The following is a 19,584-nucleotide window of genomic DNA, read 5'->3' as shown; positions in this document are numbered from 1 at the left end:
ACGATCAATCCTGCGGAGGTCCCGGAAACAGCACCGCCCGCCGGAGATCGACTCCGGCGGGCGGCGGGCGGAAAACCTCAGGTCAGCTGCGGGTGATCCGCGAGGTGCGGTAGGTGGAGCGGAAGTAGTCGGCGTAGTCGTAGACCCATGCCTCGGCCACGAAGAACTGGTTCTTGCCGAGGCCGGCGGGCAGCTTGAGCGCCCACTTGCCGTTCTTGATCTTCACCTTGACGCCGGTCGCGTAGCAGTACTTGTCGACGTCGGCGTCGCTGTAGTACCGCTTCCACTTCCGGGCCGGGGTGAGGCAGTAGGCCTTGCCGGTCTTGGTGACCCGGAAGGCGGTGACACCGAGGTGCCGCACGCCGGAGCCCTTGTCGGCGACCGTGCCCGTGATGGTCTTCCAGGCACTGGCCCGGCTCGGCGAGGACGGCTTCTTGATCGTCACGGTCGGCTTCCACTTGTCCTTGAGGACGTTGAGGGAGCCGATCGTCTGCCAGGCGCCGTAGCCCTTGTCGTTACCCCAGGAGATCCGGAGAGTGCGGGTGCCGGAGATGCGAGCGTTGCTGACCTTGACGTGCCGCTGCGCCGCCGGGTCCCACTTCCACCGGTACAGGATGCGGCTGGTGACCGATTTCGTCTTGGTGTAGTGGGACGAGTCCCAGCCGTCGCTCCAGTCGAGCGCGTACTTCGTCGCCCCGGCCGGGACCTTGCCGATCTTCACCGTGATAGCGGCGCCCTGGTAGACGCTCTTGCGGCTGAGCGAGGCCTTGCCGGCGGGCACGGTGACCGCGACCGTGCGGGCCGGGATCGCCGACGTGTTGCCGGCCGGGTCGGTGATGGTCACCGTGACCTTGAAGGATCCGGCCCGGGTGTACGACTTGCGCGCGACGTACGTGGTCGGGCTGAGCACCGTGCTGGTGCCGTCACCCCAGCTCACCACCCGCTTGAGGGTGTCGTTGGTGTCGCCCGGGTCGCTGTAGTCCCACGACTCCTGAGTGAACTTGATCTGCTGCCCGGTCCAGACCGAGGTGTGGTCGAGCGCGAAGGTGCCGGTCGGCTTCGTGGTGTCCGGGACCGGATCCGGCGTGGTCGGACTGGGCGTCGGATCCGGGGTCGTCTCCGTCGGGGTGGGCGTCGGCGTGGGGTCGGGCGGGGCGGGCTCGGTCGCGTCCAGGCCGGTGGCCGACTCTTCGGTGACGGTCTGCGGGTTCTTCCCGGTGGGCCCGTTGGTGGAGGAATCCGGGCGTGCGTAGGCCGGCGTGCCGAGCAGTGCGCTGCCCGCAAGGAGGGCGCCACCGACGAAGGCGGCGGCAAGGCGTGTCTTCACAGAACTCCTTCAAGGGGATGGCTGCCACTCGAAGGAGCTGAGATGTCGTTACCGAAACGTACCGACGAAACGCCCCCGTCCCCGTGGCTCTGTGAAGATACCGAACCACTGGACATCGATCAATGCATTTGAACGCGGCAATTCCGCGTGTGGGTTTCGGGTCCGAATCGCACCCGAAACCCACACGCGGCTCAGGACTCGTCGCCGCCCAGACGGGCCAGCTCCTCCTCGATCACGGACGGGTCGAGCTTGCGGAACACCGGCTTCGGCGCCGCCAGCGGGGTACCCGCTACCAGCGGCACCGACTCCCAGCGCGCGCCCACCCGGTAGTCACCGGTCAGCACCGGGTAGCCGGGGCCGCCGTCCAGATCCTCGACCTCCTCGATCCGCGGCATCGGGGCGTGCACGCCCTCGCCGCCGAGCAACTCGAACACCTTCTGCGCGGAGTGCGGCAGGAACGGGGTGAGCAGCGTGTTGGCGTCACTCACCACCTGAAGCGCGACGTGCAGGACGGTGGCCTGGCGCGGCTTGTCCTCCTCGGACTTCAGCTTCCACGGAGCCTGCTCCGACAGGTACCTGTTGGCCTCGGCGACCACCTTCATGGCCTCGCCGATCGCCGCCTTCTGCCGGTGCTTGCCGATCAGCTCGCCGACCGTCGCGAAACCGGCCTTCGCCACCGCGAGCACCGCCTCGTCCTCCGGCGTCAGCGGACCGGCCGCCGGGATCTCGCCGAAGTTCTTCGCGGTCAGCGAGATCGACCGGTTGACCAGGTTGCCCCAGCCGGCCACCAGCTCGTCGTTGTTGCGCCGGACGAACTCGGCCCAGGTGAAGTCGGTGTCGTTGGACTCCGGCCCGGCCGCCGCGATGAAGTACCGCAGCGCGTCCGCGTCGTACCGCTCCAGGAAGTCGCGGACGTAGATGACCACCCGGCGGGACGAGGAGAACTTCTTGCCCTCCATCGTCAGATACTCGCTGGAGACCACCTCGGTGGGCAGGTTGAGCTTGCCGAACGAACCCGCCTCGCCACCGGAGTCGCCCTCGCCGGAGTAGCCGAGCAGCAGGGCCGGCCAGATCACCGAGTGGAAGACGATGTTGTCCTTGCCCATGAAGTAGTAGCCGAGCGCGTCCTTGCCCTGCGCGTCGGCCGACCACCACTGCCGCCACGCCTCCGGGTCCCCGGTACGCCGGGCCCACTCGATGGACGCCGACAGGTAACCGATGACCGCGTCGAACCATACGTAGATCCGCTTGTCGGCCCGGTCCCGCCAGCCGTCCAGCGGGATCGGCACGCCCCACTCCAGGTCACGGGTGATGGCCCGGGGCTGGAGGTCGTCGAGCAGGTTGCGGGAGAACTTGAGGACGTTGGGCCGCCAGTTCTCCCGGCGGTCCAGCCAGCCGCCGATCGCCTCGGCGAAGGCCGGCAGGTCGAGGAAGAAGTGCTCGGTCTCGACGAACTGCGGAACCTCGCCGTTGATCCGCGAGCGCGGGTTCAGCAGCTGCTCCGGGTCGAGCTGGTTGCCGCAGTTGTCGCACTGGTCGCCGCGGGCGCCCTCGTAGCCGCAGATCGGGCAGGTGCCCTCGATGTAGCGGTCGGGCAGGGTGCGGCCGGTGGACGGGGAGATCGCCCCCAGGGTGGTACGGGCGACGATGTACCCGTTACGGTGCAGCGTCTCGAACAGCTCCTGGACGACCGCGTAGTGGTTGCGGGTGGTGGTCCGGGTGAAAAGGTCGTACGACAGGCCGAGACCGTGCAGGTCCTCCACGATCACCCGGTTGTACCGGTCGGCGAGCTGCCGCGCGGTCACCCCGTCGGCGTCGGCCTGCACCTGGATCGGGGTGCCGTGCTCATCCGTGCCGGAGACCATGAGCACGTCGTGGCCGGCCATCCGCATGTACCGGCTGAAGACGTCGGACGGCACCCCGAAGCCGGAAACATGACCGATGTGGCGGGGACCGTTGGCGTAGGGCCAGGCAACCGCGGCGAGAACGTGACTCATGGTGCCCAAGCCTAATGACCGCTCCCCGGGCCTCGCGAACGGATTGCCTCGTCCCGCGCTGGTATGCCGATTTGTCCCGACACGCCCCATCAGGAACGTGATCACCGGCGGGCCCCGACATTCAATGGGCAGATGACCGGAGAAGCTCCACAGCCCGGGGAGACGCCGCACGACCAGGGCAACCCGTGGACCCTGTCCGACACCGACAGCCCCTGGTGGCACGGCGAGGAGGACCGGGACCGGCTGGTCGCCGACGATCCACCGGCGGCCGCCGCCCACGTCGCCGGAGTCCGCGACCTCACCGAGCACCTGGACCGCCTGGAACACGCCGACGACGCCACACCGCCCGCGCGCCTGACCGAACCGGGCGCTCCGGTGCCCGGCGGCTCCCGGCTCGCCACCGCGGGCGAGCTGATGATCATCGAGTCGGAGGCGGATCAGCGGCCCCGGCCCGGCGTCACCCCGCTGCCCGAGGTGATCGGCTCCCCCGCCGTCGAGGCCCGCCTGGAACGGATGGAGAACTCGCCCTTCTGGCTCAGCGAGGAGGAGCGGGCCCACTCCGAGGTGGCCCGGGCCGACCGCCGCCCCGGCAGACGCCGCCGGCCGCCCGCACACAACCCGCTGAGCGCACTGCTCGCGCTGATCACCCTGAGCCTGGTGGCGGCCTTCTTCGGCTGGGTCAGCGCGGAGCCGTTCTGGCTCGCGGTGGGGCACGGCCATCACGGGTACGCGACCACCGTCCACTGCCGGGGCGACGGCCTGGCCCAGCGCTGTGCCGGGCGGTTCGCCGCGCTCGGTGGGCACTACACCGCCTCCCCGGTCACGCTGCTCGGCATCTCCGGCGCGGGACGGCAGCCGGGCGCGGTCTCCCCGGCCCGGATGGTCAGCCCGGACAGCGGCCAGGCCTACGCCGCGCCGGCCGGAACGCTCATGCACCTGCGCTGGGGGCTGGGCTTCCTGCTCGTGCTGATCTGCGGCTACGGCATCGCCGAGGCGACCGGGGCACGCCGGCTGCCGTCCCGGCCGACCCGGCGTGGCGCGACGATCGCCAGCTTCCTGGGCCCGGTCCTGCTGCTGCTGGGCTTCCTGATCGCGGCGTATTGACCCGCCCGGGAGACACGGCCCGAAGACCCCGGGAGACACGGCCCGAAGACGCCCGGAAACGCGGCGGGAAGACCCACGGAAACGCGGTCGGAAGACGCCCGGGAGGAAGCGCGACCCACCGCTCAAGCCCGGCGGGCGCGGCACGGTCCGGACCGGGCAGCGCCTCGCGGGTCTCGGCGAACCGGGTTCCGGGGAGGCGTACGAGATCAGTGGTGCACCAATGCGTAGACGTCGCGTTTGCGCAGCTGATAAGCGTCCGCCACCGCCTGGATCGCGTCCCGGCGGGAAGCGCCCGCGGCCTCCCGCCGGGCGACCTCCGCACGCAGCTCGTCGTCGCCGGGCCGTTCCGCCGGCCCGGCCGGGGCGCCCGCCACCACCAGGGTGATCTCGCCGCGCGGCGGATCCGTCGCGGCGTTCGCGGCGAGCGCGGCGAGGGTGTCCCGGCGGATCTCCTCGTAGGTCTTGGTGAGTTCCCGGCAGAGGGCGGCCGGCCGGTCCGTGCCGAAGATCGCGGCCAGGTCCTCGAGCGCGCCGCCGATCCGGTGCGGCGCCTCGAAGAAGACCAGCGTGCGCGGTTCGGCGGCCAGTTCACGAAGCCGGGAGCGGCGGTTCGAGCCGGACCGGGGCAGGAAGCCCTCGAAGACGAACCGGTCACTGGGCAGGCCGGAGAGGGCCAGCGCGGTGGTGACCGCGCTGGGGCCGGGTGCCGAGGTGACCGGAAAGCCCGCGTCGAGCGCCGCGCGGACCAGCCGGAAACCGGGATCGGAGACGCTCGGCATGCCACCGTCGGTGACGACGGCGACGACGGCGCCGTCGCGCAGCGCGCCGACCAGCTCGGGGGTACGCCGTTCCTCGTTGCCTTCGAAGTAGGAGACGATCCGGCCGCGCACGGTGACGCCGAGGTCCTTCGACAGCCGGTTGAGCCGCCGGGTGTCCTCCGCGGCGATCACGTCCGCGGAGGACAGGACCTCACGCAACCGGGTCGAGGCGTCGCCGGTGTTGCCCAGCGGAGCACCCACCAGGATCACCCGGCCGCCGGTTTCTTCGTCATCTGGCATCGCAAAAGTCCATCACATGCCGAGACCCGGCGACGGCGGGCGTCGCTTCTCAGGCTTCCGTCCTACGATCGCTGGGTGACGACGGCGGCGACAGCTGACACAGACCTCACCCCCGCGGACCCCACCGCCGGGACGGGGTCATCCCCAAGCGTGCGTGATGTGCCCGAGATCGTCCGGCGTCGCCTGTCGACGCTGGACCGGCGGTTCGATCCGTACTCGTGGCTCATCACCCTGATCATCGTCGCGGTGGCCGGGATCCTGCGATTCGCCGGGCTGGACAAGCCCAAGGGCTATGTCTTCGACGAGGTGTATTACCCGACCGACGCGTGGGACATGCTCCAGCACGGCATCGAGTGGGACGAGAAGGTCAACGGCGCGGCGTACGTCGTGCACCCCCCGCTCGGCAAGTGGCTGATCGCGCTCGGCGAGCTGGTGCACGGCAACACCGAGCTGGGCTGGCGGTTCTCCACCGCGGTCGCCGGCACGCTGATGGTGCTGGTCCTCATCCGGATCGCTTACCGGATGTTCTACTCGATCGTGCTGGCCGGGATCGCCGGTCTGCTGATGACGTTGGACGGCTTCCAGCTGGTGCTGTCCCGGACGTCCCTGCTGGACATCTTCATCGCGCTGTTCATCCTGATGACCTTCGGCGCCCTGCTGCTGGACCGGGACCACTACCGCCGTAACTGGCTGCGGGCGCTGGACCGGGGTTACGACCCGGAGCGCACGCCGACGGTTCCGCTGATCGTGCCGTGGTGGCTGCTGGTCGCCGGGGTCACCTTCGGCATGGCGTGCAGTGTCAAGTGGAGCGCCGCCTTCTTCGCGCCGTTCTTCGCGGTCCTGGTGATCGTCTGGCGGGTGCAGGCGCGCCGCTCGGCCGGGGTGCGCGGGCCGGTGGTGGCCGGGATCCTCGGCGACCTCGGCTGGCTGCTGCTGACCTTCGGCCTGATCATCGCGGTCTACCTGGCCAGCTGGACCGGTTGGTTCGTCACCGACAACGGCTATTTCCGCCATTACCGGGCGGACAACGGCTGGAGCGAGCCGCCGGTCATCGGTGCGCTGCTCAATCTGGCGCATTACCACTCGGAGGCGTTCAATTTCCACACCGGACTGACCGAGAGGCACACCTACCAGTCGTGGCCGTGGCAGTGGCTGCTGCTCGGCCGTCCGGTGGCCTTCTACTGGAGCACGGCCGGCGACTGCGGGGCGCCGAGCTGCGCCGCCGAGGTCCTGCTGCTGGGCACGCCGATCCTGTGGTGGTCGTTCCTGCCGGCGCTGGGCGCGCTGGCCTGGTTCGGGATCGCCCGGCGCGACTGGCGGGCCAACGCGATCATGACGGGGGCGGTGGCCGGGCTGCTGCCGTGGTTCTACTTCGCGGTCAAGGACGGGCGCACGATGTTCTCGTTCTACGTGATGCCGGCGCTGCCGTTCTTGATCCTGGCGGTGGTCTACGTCCTGGGGGCGATCATGACGCCACCGACCGGGATGGCCGTGGGAGCGAACCGGTCCGACCGGCAGCTCATCGGCGCGGTCGCGGTGTCCACCTACGTCGTCCTGGTTACGTTGTGTTTCGCCTACTTCTACCCGGTATTCGTGGGCACGCTCATGCCGTACGACGACTGGTCGGTGCGCATGTGGCTCGGGGGCCGCTGGATCTAGCGGCGACAGCCCGGAGACGAAGGACGCGCCCCGATCGCCTGCCACGGGGGAAGCGGGCGATTGGGGCGCGCAACAAGAGCTTAACTAGGTCGGATGTCGCGCACAACGGATGCCGCCAGGAGTTTCTCGTGTCGCTCCCACCATCCCAGCGATTCGGACATTACGCTCTTACTTCTCTAATCGGTTTTATGTCGTTGCGAGAAATTCTCGGCTCGACAGTCGGGAATGCGACAACAAATTGCTTCCGATCAGGGCGTAACGTCTTTTGATCCGGGGTCGCTCCGCAGGTCAGCGAAACGGGTTCACACCCACCCCGACCGGCCAAATCGCCACGCTCGTCATTTCGTCCCATTTCAGGGGATCAGTCGGCTGTCCCCCTTGTGGGTGATCTGTGCCAAGATCGCGATAAATGTTCTTAAGCTTCGGCGCGTGACTTCGCAGGAGCCAGAAAACCAGCACGACGCCGACCCGTTCCTCCCCACGGAAGTGATCACCGTGCCGGAGCCGGCGCCGGTGTTCGTGGACTCCACCGGCCGGCGCAGCCGGCTGCTCCGGCGCCTGGCGCTGGCCTTCGGCATCCTCCTCGTCGCGTACGGAGGACTGGTCAGCGTCAGCCTGGCCGGCGGCCCGGTCAACTCCAGCGCGGTGTTCCCGCTGCCCGGCCTGGACGACGACGCCGACGAGGAGGACGAGAAGAAGAAGCGCCGGCCCACCGCCCAGCCCACCCCGACCCCGGCGCCCACACCCAGCGCCACCCCGGCCCGGCGGATCGAGTCGACCGAACGCCGAGGCGGCGGCCCCGAACGCCGTACCGCCAGCCAGTCGGTGAGACCGTCCAGCAAGCCGGCGAAGTCGCCCAGCAGCAAACCGGCGGCCAGGACGCCCAGCACGTCGGCGACCAGAACGCTGGAGTCGACCAGGTCGCCGACACCGACCCCCACCACGACGGTCACCCCGACCCCGACCGTCCCGCCGGTGCCGCCGAAGCCGCCGGTGATCGCCGAGCCCGGCGGTACGGGTGGCGGCGGCCCGGCGCCGGAGGTCACCACGCCGAAGGCCGACACGCCCGAGACCCCCACGCCCCCGCCGTCGCCGACGGTCGCCGACGACCCCGCCGACAGCGCTCCGCCGTCCACCCGGGCGGCGCCGTGACCGCCCCGTCCCGCCGGGCCCGGATCCGCAACCGGCGCCGCCTCGTGCCCCGGCCGCGCGTGCTGCTCGGCGTCGTACTGATCGGGTTCTTCACGGCCGTCCTGGTCGTGCAGGCGTACGTCAACGCCGAGTTCACCGGCGACCACCTGGAGAGCGAGGTCGGCGACCAGGCCTCGGTGCCGGCCGCGATCCGCAACGGTGGCCCGGTCATCAACACCACCGGCGGCCAGGAGAGCACCAGCCGGCTGCCCGAGCGCACCATCGCGCTCACCTTCGACGACGGCCCGGACCCGGTGTGGACGCCGAAGATCCTGGAGATGCTGCGCGAGCAGGACGCCCACGCCACCTTCTTCGTCGTCGGCTCCCAGGTGGCCCGGCACCCCGAGCTGACCAAGCAGATCGTCGACGGCGGCCACGAACTGGGCCTGCACACCTTCACCCACCCCAACATGCAGCGGCTCGCCCCGTGGCGGCGGGAGCTCGAGCTGTCCCAGAACCAGGTGGCGATCGCCCGCGCCACCGGGGTGCGCACCAACCTCGCCCGGTTCCCGTACTCGTCGAAGAACGCGGCCATCGACGACGTGAACTGGAAACTCGTCAAGGAGGCCGGGGCCCTCGGCTACCTGGTCGTGGTCAACGACAAGGACAGCGAGGACTGGCAGCGCCCCGGGATCGAGAAGATCATCAGCAACGCCACCCCGGACGGCGACCAGTCCGCGATCGTGCTGTTCCACGACGCCGGCGGCGACCGCTCGCAGACCGTCGACGCGCTGCGCGAGTTCATCCCACGGATGAAGGCGCGGGGCTACCGTTTCACCACCGTCACCGAGGGCCTCAACCTCGGCCTCGCCGAACGTGAGGACGCTCCCGCGGCGGCGCTGCCGGTCAACCCCGAGGCGCCGGACCGCGACGAGTGGCGCGGCATGGCCCTGATCTGGACGGTCAACCTGGCCGACGGCATGGTCACCGTCATCGCCGGGCTCTTCCTGGTGGTCGGATTGCTCACCATCGCCCGTACGCTGCTGATGCTCCTGCTCGCGACGCGTAACGCCCGGCAGCGCCGCAAGCCCGGCTGGCGCTGGGGCCCGCCGGTCGACGAGCCGGTCTCGGTGATCGTGCCCGCCTACAACGAGAAGGAGGGCATCGAGGCCGCGGTCCGTTCACTGGCCGGCGGCAGCCATCCGACGATCGAGGTGGTGGTGGTCGACGACGGCTCCACCGACGGCACGGCCGACCTGGTCGACCGGATGGGCCTGCCGAACGTCCGGGTGGTCCGGGTGCCCAACGGCGGCAAGCCGAACGCCCTGAACACCGGGGTGGCGATGGCCCGCCACGATCTGATCGTCATGGTCGACGGCGACACCGTCTTCGAGCCCGACTCGCTGCACCGGCTGGTGCAGCCGTTCGGCGACCCGTCGGTCGGCGCGGTGGCCGGCAACGTCAAGGTCGGCAACCGGGAGACCATGGTCGCGACCTGGCAGCACATCGAGTACGTGATCGGCTTCAACCTGGACCGCCGCCTCTACGAGGTGCTGAACTGCATGCCCACCGTGCCCGGGGCGATCGGCGCGTTCCGCCGGGAGGCGCTGGCCCAGGTGGGTGGGGTCAGCGACGAGACGCTGGCCGAGGACACCGACGTCACGATGGGGCTGTGCCGGGCCGGGTGGCGGGTCGTCTACGTGGAGGACGCCCTGGCCTGGACCGAGGCGCCGACCACCCTGGAGCAGCTGTACCGCCAGCGGTACCGGTGGAGCTACGGCACCATGCAGGCGATGTGGAAGCACCGGCGGTCGCTCTTCGACTCCGGGCCGTCCGGCCGCTTCGGCCGGGTGGGGCTGCCGTTCCTCGCCCTCTTCGGGGTGGCGCTGCCGATGCTCGCGCCGGTCGTCGACATCATGCTCCTGTACGGCCTGGTCTTCTGGGAGCTGCAGGAGACCGTCGCGGCCTGGCTCGGCATGCTGGCGCTGCAGATGTTCACCGCCGCGGTGGCGTTCCGCCTCGACCGGGAGTCGTTCAAGCCGCTGCTGAGGCTGCCGTTGCAGCAGTTCGCGTACCGGCAGTTGATGTACCTGGTGCTGCTGCAGTCGGCGACCACGGCCCTGACCGGCGGGCGGCTGCGCTGGCACAAACTCAACCGGGCCGGACTGGCCCCGCGCACACCGGCGCCGCCACCACCGGCGCCGATGCCGATGCCGCCCGGGCAGCGGGTGGCCCCCGAGGTGGACACCTGGCCGCCGACCGCGCACGGACGGCCGCCGGTGCGGCGCTGAGACCGGCCCGCCCCCGACCGAACTGCAGCCGATCGGGGGCGGGTTCTCTCACGCGACGGCCAGATCCCGGATCAGCTCGGCCGGGGTCATCTCCGCGTACGGGAAGACGACGTGCAGCGAGGTCCCGTCGCCCGGCCGGTCGGACAGCGCCACGGTGGCGTGGTGGGCGTCCAGGATGCGTTTGGCGACGGCCAGCCCGCGGTCCGGCCCGGGCACGTCCGCCGGATTGGCGATGGCCCCGTAGTACAGGTGCGGGAACAGTTCGGGCCGCATGCCGTCGGGCATGTCCATGTCGTCGAGCCGGACCGTCGGCCCGGACTCCATCTCGGTGCCGACCCGCACCCGGCCGCCCTCCGGCGTGTACTTGACCGCGGCGAACAGCAGATGGGTCAGGACCTGCTCCAGGCGTACCGGATCGGCGATGATCGGCAGCGACGGGCCGCCCGCCTGGTTGAGGATCCAGATGTGCTTGCTGGCCGCGATCGGCCGGACCGCCTCGACCGCCCGCTGGGTGACCCGGGTCAGGTCGCACTGCCGCATGTGCAGGCTCTCCCCGCCCAGCCCGGCGTCGGCCATCGTGGTGAGGTGGTCGATCAGCTCCCGGAACCCGCGCACGTGCGCCGCCGTGGCCCGCCCGACCAGGTCCGCCATCTCGGCGTCGTGGTAGCCGGTGTCGCCGAGCCGTTCCAGGTACGCCGACATGAGCCGCAGCGACGACCGCAGTTCCCCGCCGACCAGCCCGGCCAGGTCGTCCTTGCGGCGCTCCAGTTCCCGCAGCCGGGCCGTGGTGTTGGCCAGCGCGAAGGCGTACCGGCGCAGTTCGAGCTGGGCGGTGACCTGCCGGGCCAGGGCGCGCAGCGCCTGCTGCTGCTCCATGTCGAGCCGCCGTGGTTCGACGTCCATCACGCAGAGGGTGCCGAGCGCGAACCCGTCGGTGGTGAGCAGCGGGGCCCCGGCGTAGAACCGGATCCCGTCCGCGGTGGCCACCGCCGGCATGTCGGCGAACCGGTCGTCCTCCCGGGCGTCCGGGACGACCAGCAGGTCGCGGCCGAGGATCGCGTGGGCGCAGAAGGACACGTCCCGGGAGGTCTCCGCCAGTTCGGAGCCGGTGCTGGCCTTGGCCCACTGCCGGTCGGCGTCGACGAGGCTGACCATCGAGATGGGGGTCTCACAGACTCCCGCGGCCAGTGCGACGATGTCGTCGAAGTCCTTCTCCGGGGGGCTGTCGAGGATGTCGAGCGAGTACAGCGCGGCCAACCGCTCGATCTCGTTGTCGGGCAGTGGTGCTTTCATGTGACGTCACCTCCGAGACTTCATTCAGAGGTACCACCCAAAAGTAGCAACACTCGCTTTTCCCCCAGATCCGGCACTGATGGCGGGCGTACCGCCACCCTTCCCAAGGTCGCCCGTATGCTTCGCGGCCATGAGCACCGAGCAGTTCATCTGCGGCACGTGCGGGGCCATGCACGACGGCCCACCGCTCAGCTTCGCCGCACCGGCCCCGGACTTCTGGCAGCCGGAAATGGCGGACCAGGACGGATGCCTGCTGGACGCCGACCTGTGCGTGATCGCCGGGGAACAGTTCTTCGTCCGCGGCATGATCGAACTGCCGGTGTGGGACACCGGGGACGTGTTCACCTACAGCATGTGGGTGTCCCTCAGCCGAGCCAACTTCACCCGCGCGGTCGACGTCTGGGAACAACCCGGCCGCGAGAAGGAACCGCCCTACTTCGGCTGGCTCTCCAACATCATCGCCGGGTACGAGCCCTCGACCCTCAACCTGCGGACCAACGTGCACACCAGGGCGGTCGGCCAGCTCCCCTACATCGAACTCGAACCGACCGGGCACCCGCTCGCCGTCGAACAGCTCGCCGGCATCACCCGCACCCGGGTCGAGGAGATCGCCTCCTTCCACCTGCACCGCTAGCGCCCCGCGACGGCGGTCCACCGCAAGCCCGGCTTCAACCCCACCGGCGAGATCACCGACGGCCAGAAGATCTTTCATGAGTACGCGGAAAGCTGTTCCGTCGGGGCACGCGGCGATCTCCTGCCCGGTCCCTCCCGTGCCGCCCGCGCCGGGCTGAGATCGCCACTCACATGATCAGGCACCCTTGTGCACCATTCCACAGATCATCCGACGAGGCCGGTCCGGCAGACGACGGCGTAATGCGAGGCGACTAGCTGCTACCGCTCGTTTGGCGGGCCGCGTTGGTCGAAATAACTCTGTCGGGGGCCTGACACTTACGAATTCCTACCTTCAATGGGATGATTACCGGGCGATCGAGTAGATCGTCGACTTGGAGGCGCCGGCTTCCGGCTTCCATCCTCTGAGTCTTGTTCCTCTCGATCGCCGAGATGACCGTCACCAGGTCGGCAATTGCGACGTGCGAGGGGAACAAGTGAATCCCGAAACTCTGACCAACACGGAATACGAGAGAATCGCGCTTTCAAGCCGAATAAACCTGTCGGACGGGCATTCCCGGCTTCCGCTGACGGCAAGCCAAAGGCAGATAGTGGGCCAGATGCCGCAGATGCTCAGCCGGATTGATCAGATGCGGCAAGAGGCCCTGGAAGACGAATTCGTCGAACAGTTCTTCGCATGCGCCGGGCAGCCGTCCGCATCCTCCACCGAGATCCGCAGGTTCCTCAACTATTCTTCCTCATGTTCGATCAAGATTGCGGCACAGTACTGCAGGATGATGAATCTGCAGGTATTTCTCATGGAGCCGTGCTTCGACAACATCCGCCACATGCTTCTCACCGAAGGCGTCCAGGTCGACGCGATAGCCGAATCCATGTTCCGTGATCTCTCCGCCATCTCGAAGCTGGCACATCCCAAGGCCGCCTTTTGGATCGTATTCCCGAACAATCCGACCGGTTTCGGATTCGGCCGAGAGGACTTCGGACGCCTGATAGACACGATCGCCGCAGCCGGCGCGACCGTGATCGTCGATTTTTGCTTCCGGTTTTACATGAACGATCTGGCTGAATGGGATCAGTACCGCGTCCTGATTGACAGTGGTACATCGTTCGTGGCGATCGAGGACACCGGCAAGACGTGGGGGGTCAGCGATCTCAAAGTGGGGCTGACAACAAGTTCCGCGGACGCGGGGGATGTTCTTCATCGTCTTCATGACCAGCTTCTCTTGAATGTATCCGGTCTCCAGCTCATGCTGCTGACGTCCATGATTCGAGACAGTATCGAGCAGGGCATCGACGTGGTGGTCCGCGAGCCTGTGGAGCTGAATCGCTCATTGATCCATTCACTGGTCGGCCCGAACCTCTTCGAGCACGCCTCGCCGTACTGCCGGAATGTGCCGCTGGAATATCTGCGACTACCGAATCACTATGATGCGGTCCGTTTCTGGAGATCCCTCAAATCATATGGTGTGGACATCCTTCCCGGGACCAACTATTACTGGTCGGCGCCGGACGCCGGACGGGACTGTCTGCGCATACCGTTAGCGCGCCCGCAGAATGAATTGCGGGCCGCCGTCCCGTTGATGCGTCAAGCCCTGGACGATTGCCGCTGACAATATCGCAATGAGCTCAACCATGGATACCATGCGGTACCCTTCAGGAAAGTATTCCCAATTCGGGTCAGGTGAGCACTACTAGATGGCAACCAGCCGAAAGATATTTGGCAAATCAAGATCGCAAGTAAACTTCACCGCGATGGCCACGTGGACGCGGCAGGCCGCAATAGTTGTATCAGGGGCTGTACTCGGCGTCGCCCTCGACAGGCTGACCAAGGGAGTCGCCGGGATTTCCGGACTGTCATTGGCAGTGGTAGCCATCGCGGGCATCGCCATGTTCTTCAGCTTCGAGGACAATTCACGTTCGTTGGCGGATTTTCGTGGACTGACCGTCCGGCAGACAGCCGGTCTGCAGGCGGAGCTACTCGATCTCAAACGACGACTCGCGCTGAATGTATCCTTCCAGGGAGTCAAGGCCCTGAATTCACTTCCCGACATCTCCGGTGACAAAATCGCTCAAGCGATGCTGTCCGCGAAACGCGAACTGCTGATCGTCGATCTGATACCCGCCAGCGGTGCACGACCGGATGCGTCAATGCGGTCGGACCTTCTAGCCGAACAGTGGGAGGCGATGCTACGTCTCCCACTGGAGAATTCCTCGCTGACCTATCGTCGGATGTGCCAGGTTCCCTCTCTTGATGGAAAGCTACTGATTCCGGCGCTGGAAGCAGACTTCGTAGATCACTGTGACGGAATGCTCAAATTGAAGAGAGACCACGGTGCGCGGGTGTCGCTGCGTTTCGCTCCCACCAAGTATCCCTATAAATTCATGATTGTCGACGGGACGATCCTGATTCTGGAGCTCCACCGGTTCAGGAGCGACGGCACGGATCCGGTGGTTGATCAGGAGTTGGTGATTCATGACCCGGACGGCAGTATCACGGATTCCTTCCGGGCGATGTGGGACGACCTGGCTGATCAGCCCGAGACCCGTGCTGCCGTACCTACGGACCTACGTCCGCACAGCCCTTAGGTTATAGGTTCGGGCGTGTCGAGTCGGTGAGAGCCGCATCAGCCGCAGCCCGCAGATAAACTTCGTCAATAGCGTCGACGGTGCGGAAGTAATTGACAGGAGGCGAATTCTCATGCTTGGTTCGCGATGCTTGACCATTGCGGCTGAGCAACTCGGCACCGACTGCGGCCGGCCGAGATAGATGATTTCCGAGAAATTCGTGTTCCTGGCGCTGTGCTTCAACATAGTGGGCACGGCGATCTACGTCGGACAGAATCTCCGGGGTGAGGTGAAGCCCCACCTGGTGACGTTCTTTCTGTGGTCCCTGCCGCCGCTCGTGGCATTCACCGCCCAGCTCACCGAGGGCGCTGGGGTCGTGTCTCTCGTCACCCTGGTGGCCGGCCTCAACCCGGCGTTGATTTTCGTCATCGCGCTTCGCCGGCCGGACGCCCACTGGTCGGCATCACTCTTCGACGTGATATGCGGCCTGCTCTCGTTGATCGGAATTCTTGCGTGGTGGGTCTCGCGTGAAGGCCTGTATGCCATCGCTTTTGCGATAGCCGCAGACCTGTTGGCATCACTTCCCACCTTCCGAAAGTCCTTTATCCACCCGGAGAGCGAGTCTCCGGCTCTCTACGCATTCTCCACCATAAGCGCAGCAATCACATTGTTGTCGATCCAAAATTGGACCTTCAGTCACTTCGGGTTTGCGGCCTACCTTCTGCTGACAGATTTCGGTCTTGCTCTGATCATCGGGATTCGTGGTCATTTGAAGAGGGTGGCACCCCAAAAATGACTTTGACCAGCAGAGTGGGGCAAGGTGTTCCCCCCCCTCGCCGCCTTTCAGGGCTCGCCGTAATCGAACTCGTCGGGAAACTCGGACAGCCGCGCCAAGACGGCCTCTTCCAACTCGCCGTCCTCGGGGAAGAGTTCGAAATATTCGTCCTCCTTGGAATTGGCATGTTCCATATCGTTGCGGTTCGCGAGAAGATCCGTGAAGAACGGATCAAGATCCCGGAAGCCGAAGTATCTGAGTCCTTCGGCGGCTCGCCGGAACGTCACCTCCTCAAACGTTTCGATGGCCCATGCCAAGCCTTCAGGAACTACGTTGTTGTGCAGGTGTTGAATTCCTGCCAGCATCCTGGCGCCGCGCGAGGCAGTTTCAAAGGCGTCGTCAAGCCATACATCAATGGAATGGTTCCAGACCGCATACAAAGCCGGGTTCATCGTTCAACTCCGGTATCAGCGCCGTCGAGGGGTCGCCAATCTATCGCACGCTGCCACCGGCGCACTCGCCTCGGCACGACAAGACGCCGGCCGTCACCGCGGGTGTGTCCGTTCACAGGTGGCGATGCACTGTAGTCGATCTTGTTCCGCCGCCACCGGCCGTGACGGTGGCGGCTGCCCGAACGCGGACAGCGGCCAGCGGCCAGCGCACACGTAGCCGCACACGGGCGGTACCTGGTCACGGCTATCGGCCAGTGCAAGACCCCCGGACTTCGCCAGCAACGTTCGGGTGCATCGCGAACGTTCGATACCGGACGCGGGACCTGTGCGAGTGTGGCGATGCCGTTTCGGCGGGAAGGTTCCTCGCTTCGTATCGTGGTGCCCGTGAGCAATGATCGTGTACGTCCGTCGCCGTTACGTGGGCTGTGGTCGTTCACCGTCGGTGGCCTGTTCCTGGCCGGTCTGCTCCTGGTACTCGATCCGGCCACCGAGTTGAGGGAATGCCCGCAATACATCGCCGGCGGTAACGGCGACTTCAGCGCCTTCCGCGACCCCTCCTGGGACTTCTATCTACCAGGTCTCACGTTCGTGTGGATCATGGCTGTAGCCGCGGAACAGGGCCTCGGGTTCGCCCGAGGCAGTCGGGCCGACACGATCGCCCGCGCGACAGCCGCGATCAGCCTCTCCATAGTCGTTTCCTGCTGCGGAATCGCTCCGCTCCTCTTCACCTGCCGTACCTGACACCCCCGGCGGCGTGCCCGGCGGGAGACACCGTAGACCGGCCTCCGCTGGGCACGGACCTGACCGAGCTGCGACCCGAGACGTCAACTTCGCAACCCGTACGGCGTTGGACTGGCCGGCCCTCGCCTGGCGACTTCGACCGGCTGCTGTTCCACGGGAATTCGGCGCTCGGGCTGTTGGGCCGGCTCGATCCCCATGGCGAGACCCGTTTCGGCGCGAGCCAGATGCAGCAGCTCGTCGCCGACGTCGAGCTGCTGCTCACCCTAGCGAAGGCAGGCGCTGAGCATCGTGGGCTGATACGGCTTCGATCGATGGCGGAGCGCTGCGCAGAGCAGCACGGTGAACTGGTTTTCATCGGCGTTTGAGCGGGTCCAACGCGCGATTCGCGGCAGATCCGGATGTCGGCCAGGCCGAATGTAGCCACCGACAAATGAAGGTGAATCTTCAGATTGGACGGTTCGGTAGACGTCTCACCGCGCTGGTTCGCCATCGTCGTCGAAGGGGCCCCAGCTGACCTCGTCGACGAACTTCTCCAAGTCGAGCTGCAGCATCTCAGCGTCGGCACGGATGGCCCCCGTGGGACGTGGCTTGCCGGAAATGAGAGCGATGATCTCACCGACCGGCTCACCGACCGGCTCCGAGCCGCCCAATGGCCCGACCCCGTTGGCCAGCAAGCAAAGGTAGTCGCCGAGGTTTCGGGCGATCACCGACTGCTCGCCCTCGGAGCCGAGGAGCACTACCGGCTGAGCTTCGACTCCTACATCCGGGTCACGCAGCCAGATGGCTACGTGGTCCCCGGAACCATTCTTGCCGAAGAACCGAAGCGGCGGCACCTCGGCATCCTCGTTGTCGGTCCACAAACGCCACCACTCCGTGGTCTCCTCCGCCGAGTCGAACTCGACAAACGGCTGGAAGTCGTGCCGGCGGTAATCGACGGCAGCCAGCGCTAAGGCCAGCGGGACAGGCAGATTCTGATCGAACACGAAGAGCAGCTTAGATCTCGACGACTCAGCCGAGCGCTGTCTCCACACCGGTTCCCGGCCTTGGCCAGATGCACTGATCTCGGCACGACAAGACACCGCCCTCGCCGGCACGCCGCCTGTCGCGACGGCGGCGCCCGACCCGAGCGGATCGCGGCAGATGATTGCGTGCTGATCCGCTGGCCGTGCTTACGACCCCGAAGGAGTCGGTGAGTCCCTACGGCGCATGTTCTCCTTGCACTCGTCCACCGTGGTGCAGCGGATGACCAGTTCATAGACCCCAGGCAGGGCATTCAGTTCACCGTGGATCGGGGAATCCCGGACGTTACGCACCGCGGCCTGGTCCTTCATCTTCACGTGGAAGCTTTCCGGTAGGTCGGTGGGTTCGATGTCGGGCATCTCCTCCGGCTCATCGGCGAAGAGCTTCTCCATCCTCGCGTAGGCCGCTTCGTGGTCCTCAAAGGCAACGTCGGTCATGCCGGGGACCGCGCGCAGACGCGCCTCGATGTCAGTCTTCTGCTGCGGCGTGATGTCGTCACGGACGAAGACCGTGATCTCCGCGTTCTCGTTGAGCAGGCGTTCGATCTTCTCGTCCTCCTCGCTCTGAAAGAGTCCACAACCGGCGAGGCTCACCGACATGAGCAGCGCAGCGACAACGATCGTTGGAAGGCGCACGCGGCGCAGACTAGCAGCGGGGCGTTCCCCCGACCGACCCGCCGCACGTCGCCCTACGACGCCGGCAGCCGACCCTCGGCACCCGGCTGGACATCACGGGCGTGTTCGCGCGCATGGGTGCCTTGCAGATGCGGCACATCCGCCAAATGCGGCTGCCGTTACGAGAAGCTGACGGCACCGCCCGGACGCGGCAGTTGAGGATGCGGTGCGCGCTATTCCTTGCGGCCGGTCACGGCCACCGTTACACCAAGTCCGATCATGGTAAGCCCACCGATCCCGCCAACCAGGGAGAGCTTTTGGGGGGATCGAGCGAACCAATCTCTGGTGGCCGATGCGGCCACTCCCCACAGGCTGTCGAAAGTTAAGGCGATGAGGTTGAAGATAAGACCGAGTAAAAGCATCTGGGCTATGACATGGCCCTGCGCCCGGTCAACGAACTGCGGCAGGACGGCGGCGAAGAAGACGATCGTCTTGGGGTTGGTGATGCCGACCGCGAACCCCTCCCGCAGGGTTCGCAGACTGCCCTGTGCCGGATCATCGCCGGTGAACGCCACTGGCAGGGAACGGCGCTCCCGCCATGACTTGACACCGAGATAGATCAGGTATGCCGCGCCGGCGAGCTTGAGTGCGGTGAAGATCAGGGCGGAGCGCTCCACGACGGAGCCGATTCCGACCGCGACCCCAACCACCAGGACATAGGCGCCGAGCGTGTTTCCCGCAACCGTGATGAGGGCAGCTCGGCGACCTTGCGCCAGTGCCCGCCCGACCACGAACAACACGCTCGGACCTGGGATGACGATCAGGAGGAACGACATGACAACGAAGGCGAGCAGCTGTTCGGGAGACGCCATCCCCTGATGCAAATGCGCCGGTCCTCGAATGCCAAGTTATTCCACCGACAGTTAG

General features: G+C 66.9%; 18 protein-coding genes. 10 read left to right on the top strand and 8 right to left on the bottom strand.

Annotation, left to right across the window (positions count from 1 at the left end; genetic code table 11):
• Positions 1–82 precede the first annotated feature (82 nt).
• A complete protein-coding gene (locus tag AB0I88_RS14215) occupies positions 83–1,327 on the bottom strand; it encodes a hypothetical protein (RefSeq protein WP_361022901.1) in 1,245 nt (414 codons plus the stop codon).
• Between the two features lie 191 nt (positions 1,328–1,518).
• A complete protein-coding gene (metG, locus tag AB0I88_RS14210; protein WP_361022898.1) occupies positions 1,519–3,324 on the bottom strand; it encodes a methionine--tRNA ligase in 1,806 nt (601 codons plus the stop codon).
• Positions 3,325–3,456: 132 nt separating this feature from the next.
• Between metG and AB0I88_RS14205 the strand changes: the two genes are divergently transcribed.
• The gene (locus AB0I88_RS14205; protein WP_361022895.1) at positions 3,457–4,428 is read left to right on the top strand and encodes a hypothetical protein; all 972 of its coding nucleotides are present in this window, start codon (positions 3,457–3,459) and stop codon (positions 4,426–4,428) included.
• Between the two features lie 206 nt (positions 4,429–4,634).
• Here the strand turns inward: AB0I88_RS14205 and rsmI are convergent, their stop codons facing one another.
• A complete protein-coding gene (gene rsmI / locus AB0I88_RS14200) occupies positions 4,635–5,486 on the bottom strand; it encodes a 16S rRNA (cytidine(1402)-2'-O)-methyltransferase (protein ID WP_361022892.1) in 852 nt (283 codons plus the stop codon).
• Between the two features lie 159 nt (positions 5,487–5,645).
• On the opposite strand from rsmI, the gene AB0I88_RS14195 reads away from it, so the two are divergent.
• The 3 genes from AB0I88_RS14195 to AB0I88_RS14185 all read left to right on the top strand — a co-directional run bounded on the left by AB0I88_RS14195 (position 5,646) and on the right by AB0I88_RS14185 (position 10,567).
• Positions 5,646–7,145: a phospholipid carrier-dependent glycosyltransferase gene (locus AB0I88_RS14195; RefSeq protein ID WP_361022889.1), complete on the top strand. Its 1,500-nt coding sequence runs from the start codon at positions 5,646–5,648 to the stop codon at positions 7,143–7,145.
• A 429-nt stretch (positions 7,146–7,574) separates the two neighbouring features.
• Positions 7,575–8,297 carry a hypothetical protein gene (locus tag AB0I88_RS14190; protein ID WP_361022886.1) on the top strand — a complete coding sequence of 241 codons (723 nt, stop codon included), beginning with the start codon at positions 7,575–7,577 and terminating at the stop codon, positions 8,295–8,297.
• Positions 8,294–10,567 (top strand): bifunctional polysaccharide deacetylase/glycosyltransferase family 2 protein, encoded by a 2,274-nt coding sequence (locus tag AB0I88_RS14185; protein WP_361022883.1) that lies wholly within the window; start codon positions 8,294–8,296, stop codon positions 10,565–10,567. Before AB0I88_RS14190 ends, AB0I88_RS14185 begins: the two co-directional genes overlap by 4 nt.
• Positions 10,568–10,615: 48 nt before the next feature.
• On the opposite strand, the gene AB0I88_RS14180 is transcribed toward AB0I88_RS14185, so the two are convergent.
• The gene (locus tag AB0I88_RS14180) at positions 10,616–11,860 is read right to left on the bottom strand and encodes a GAF domain-containing sensor histidine kinase (protein ID WP_361022879.1); all 1,245 of its coding nucleotides are present in this window, start codon (positions 11,858–11,860) and stop codon (positions 10,616–10,618) included.
• Between the two features lie 130 nt (positions 11,861–11,990).
• On the opposite strand from AB0I88_RS14180, the gene AB0I88_RS14175 reads away from it, so the two are divergent.
• From AB0I88_RS14175 to AB0I88_RS14160, 4 genes are all read left to right on the top strand, one after another.
• On the top strand, positions 11,991–12,494 hold the full coding sequence (locus AB0I88_RS14175; RefSeq protein WP_361022876.1) for a DUF2199 domain-containing protein: 504 nt from the start codon (positions 11,991–11,993) through the stop codon (positions 12,492–12,494).
• A gap of 472 nt (positions 12,495–12,966) precedes the next feature.
• Positions 12,967–14,100, top strand: a complete 1,134-nt coding sequence (locus tag AB0I88_RS14170) for an aminotransferase class I/II-fold pyridoxal phosphate-dependent enzyme (protein ID WP_361022873.1) — start codon at positions 12,967–12,969, stop codon at positions 14,098–14,100.
• A 142-nt stretch (positions 14,101–14,242) separates the two neighbouring features.
• Entirely contained in the window at positions 14,243–15,076 is an 834-nt protein-coding gene (locus AB0I88_RS14165) for a hypothetical protein (RefSeq protein ID WP_361022870.1), read from the top strand.
• A gap of 199 nt (positions 15,077–15,275) precedes the next feature.
• A complete protein-coding gene (locus tag AB0I88_RS14160) occupies positions 15,276–15,851 on the top strand; it encodes a hypothetical protein (protein WP_361022867.1) in 576 nt (191 codons plus the stop codon).
• Positions 15,852–15,898: 47 nt separating this feature from the next.
• On the opposite strand, the gene AB0I88_RS14155 is transcribed toward AB0I88_RS14160, so the two are convergent.
• Positions 15,899–16,282 (bottom strand): hypothetical protein, encoded by a 384-nt coding sequence (locus AB0I88_RS14155; RefSeq protein WP_361022865.1) that lies wholly within the window; start codon positions 16,280–16,282, stop codon positions 15,899–15,901.
• 384 nt (positions 16,283–16,666) lie between these two features.
• Here AB0I88_RS14155 and AB0I88_RS14150 point away from each other — a divergent pair, with 384 nt between their 5' ends.
• Together AB0I88_RS14150 and AB0I88_RS14145 are read left to right on the top strand one after the other, a co-directional pair.
• Positions 16,667–17,023, top strand: coding sequence for a hypothetical protein (locus AB0I88_RS14150; protein ID WP_361022862.1), 357 nt, complete (start codon positions 16,667–16,669; stop codon positions 17,021–17,023).
• 176 nt (positions 17,024–17,199) lie between these two features.
• Positions 17,200–17,388 (top strand): hypothetical protein, encoded by a 189-nt coding sequence (locus AB0I88_RS14145; protein WP_361022859.1) that lies wholly within the window; start codon positions 17,200–17,202, stop codon positions 17,386–17,388.
• 105 nt (positions 17,389–17,493) lie between these two features.
• On the opposite strand, the gene AB0I88_RS14140 is transcribed toward AB0I88_RS14145, so the two are convergent.
• The 3 genes from AB0I88_RS14140 to AB0I88_RS14130 all read right to left on the bottom strand — a co-directional run bounded on the left by AB0I88_RS14140 (position 17,494) and on the right by AB0I88_RS14130 (position 19,529).
• Positions 17,494–18,006 carry a hypothetical protein gene (locus AB0I88_RS14140; RefSeq protein WP_361022856.1) on the bottom strand — a complete coding sequence of 171 codons (513 nt, stop codon included), beginning with the start codon at positions 18,004–18,006 and terminating at the stop codon, positions 17,494–17,496.
• A 186-nt stretch (positions 18,007–18,192) separates the two neighbouring features.
• Positions 18,193–18,678, bottom strand: coding sequence for a permease-like cell division protein FtsX (locus AB0I88_RS14135; protein ID WP_361022853.1), 486 nt, complete (start codon positions 18,676–18,678; stop codon positions 18,193–18,195).
• A 212-nt stretch (positions 18,679–18,890) separates the two neighbouring features.
• Complete coding sequence (locus AB0I88_RS14130; RefSeq protein WP_361022850.1) at positions 18,891–19,529, bottom strand: LysE family translocator; 639 nt, start codon at positions 19,527–19,529, stop codon at positions 18,891–18,893.
• Positions 19,530–19,584: the final 55 nt, after the last annotated feature.

The organism is Actinoplanes sp. NPDC049802 (assembly GCF_040656595.1).
Lineage (GTDB): Bacteria > Actinomycetota > Actinomycetes > Mycobacteriales > Micromonosporaceae > Actinoplanes.
Note: the sequence above shows the minus strand (reverse complement) of the source record. Positions and strands in the feature narration are given on the sequence as shown.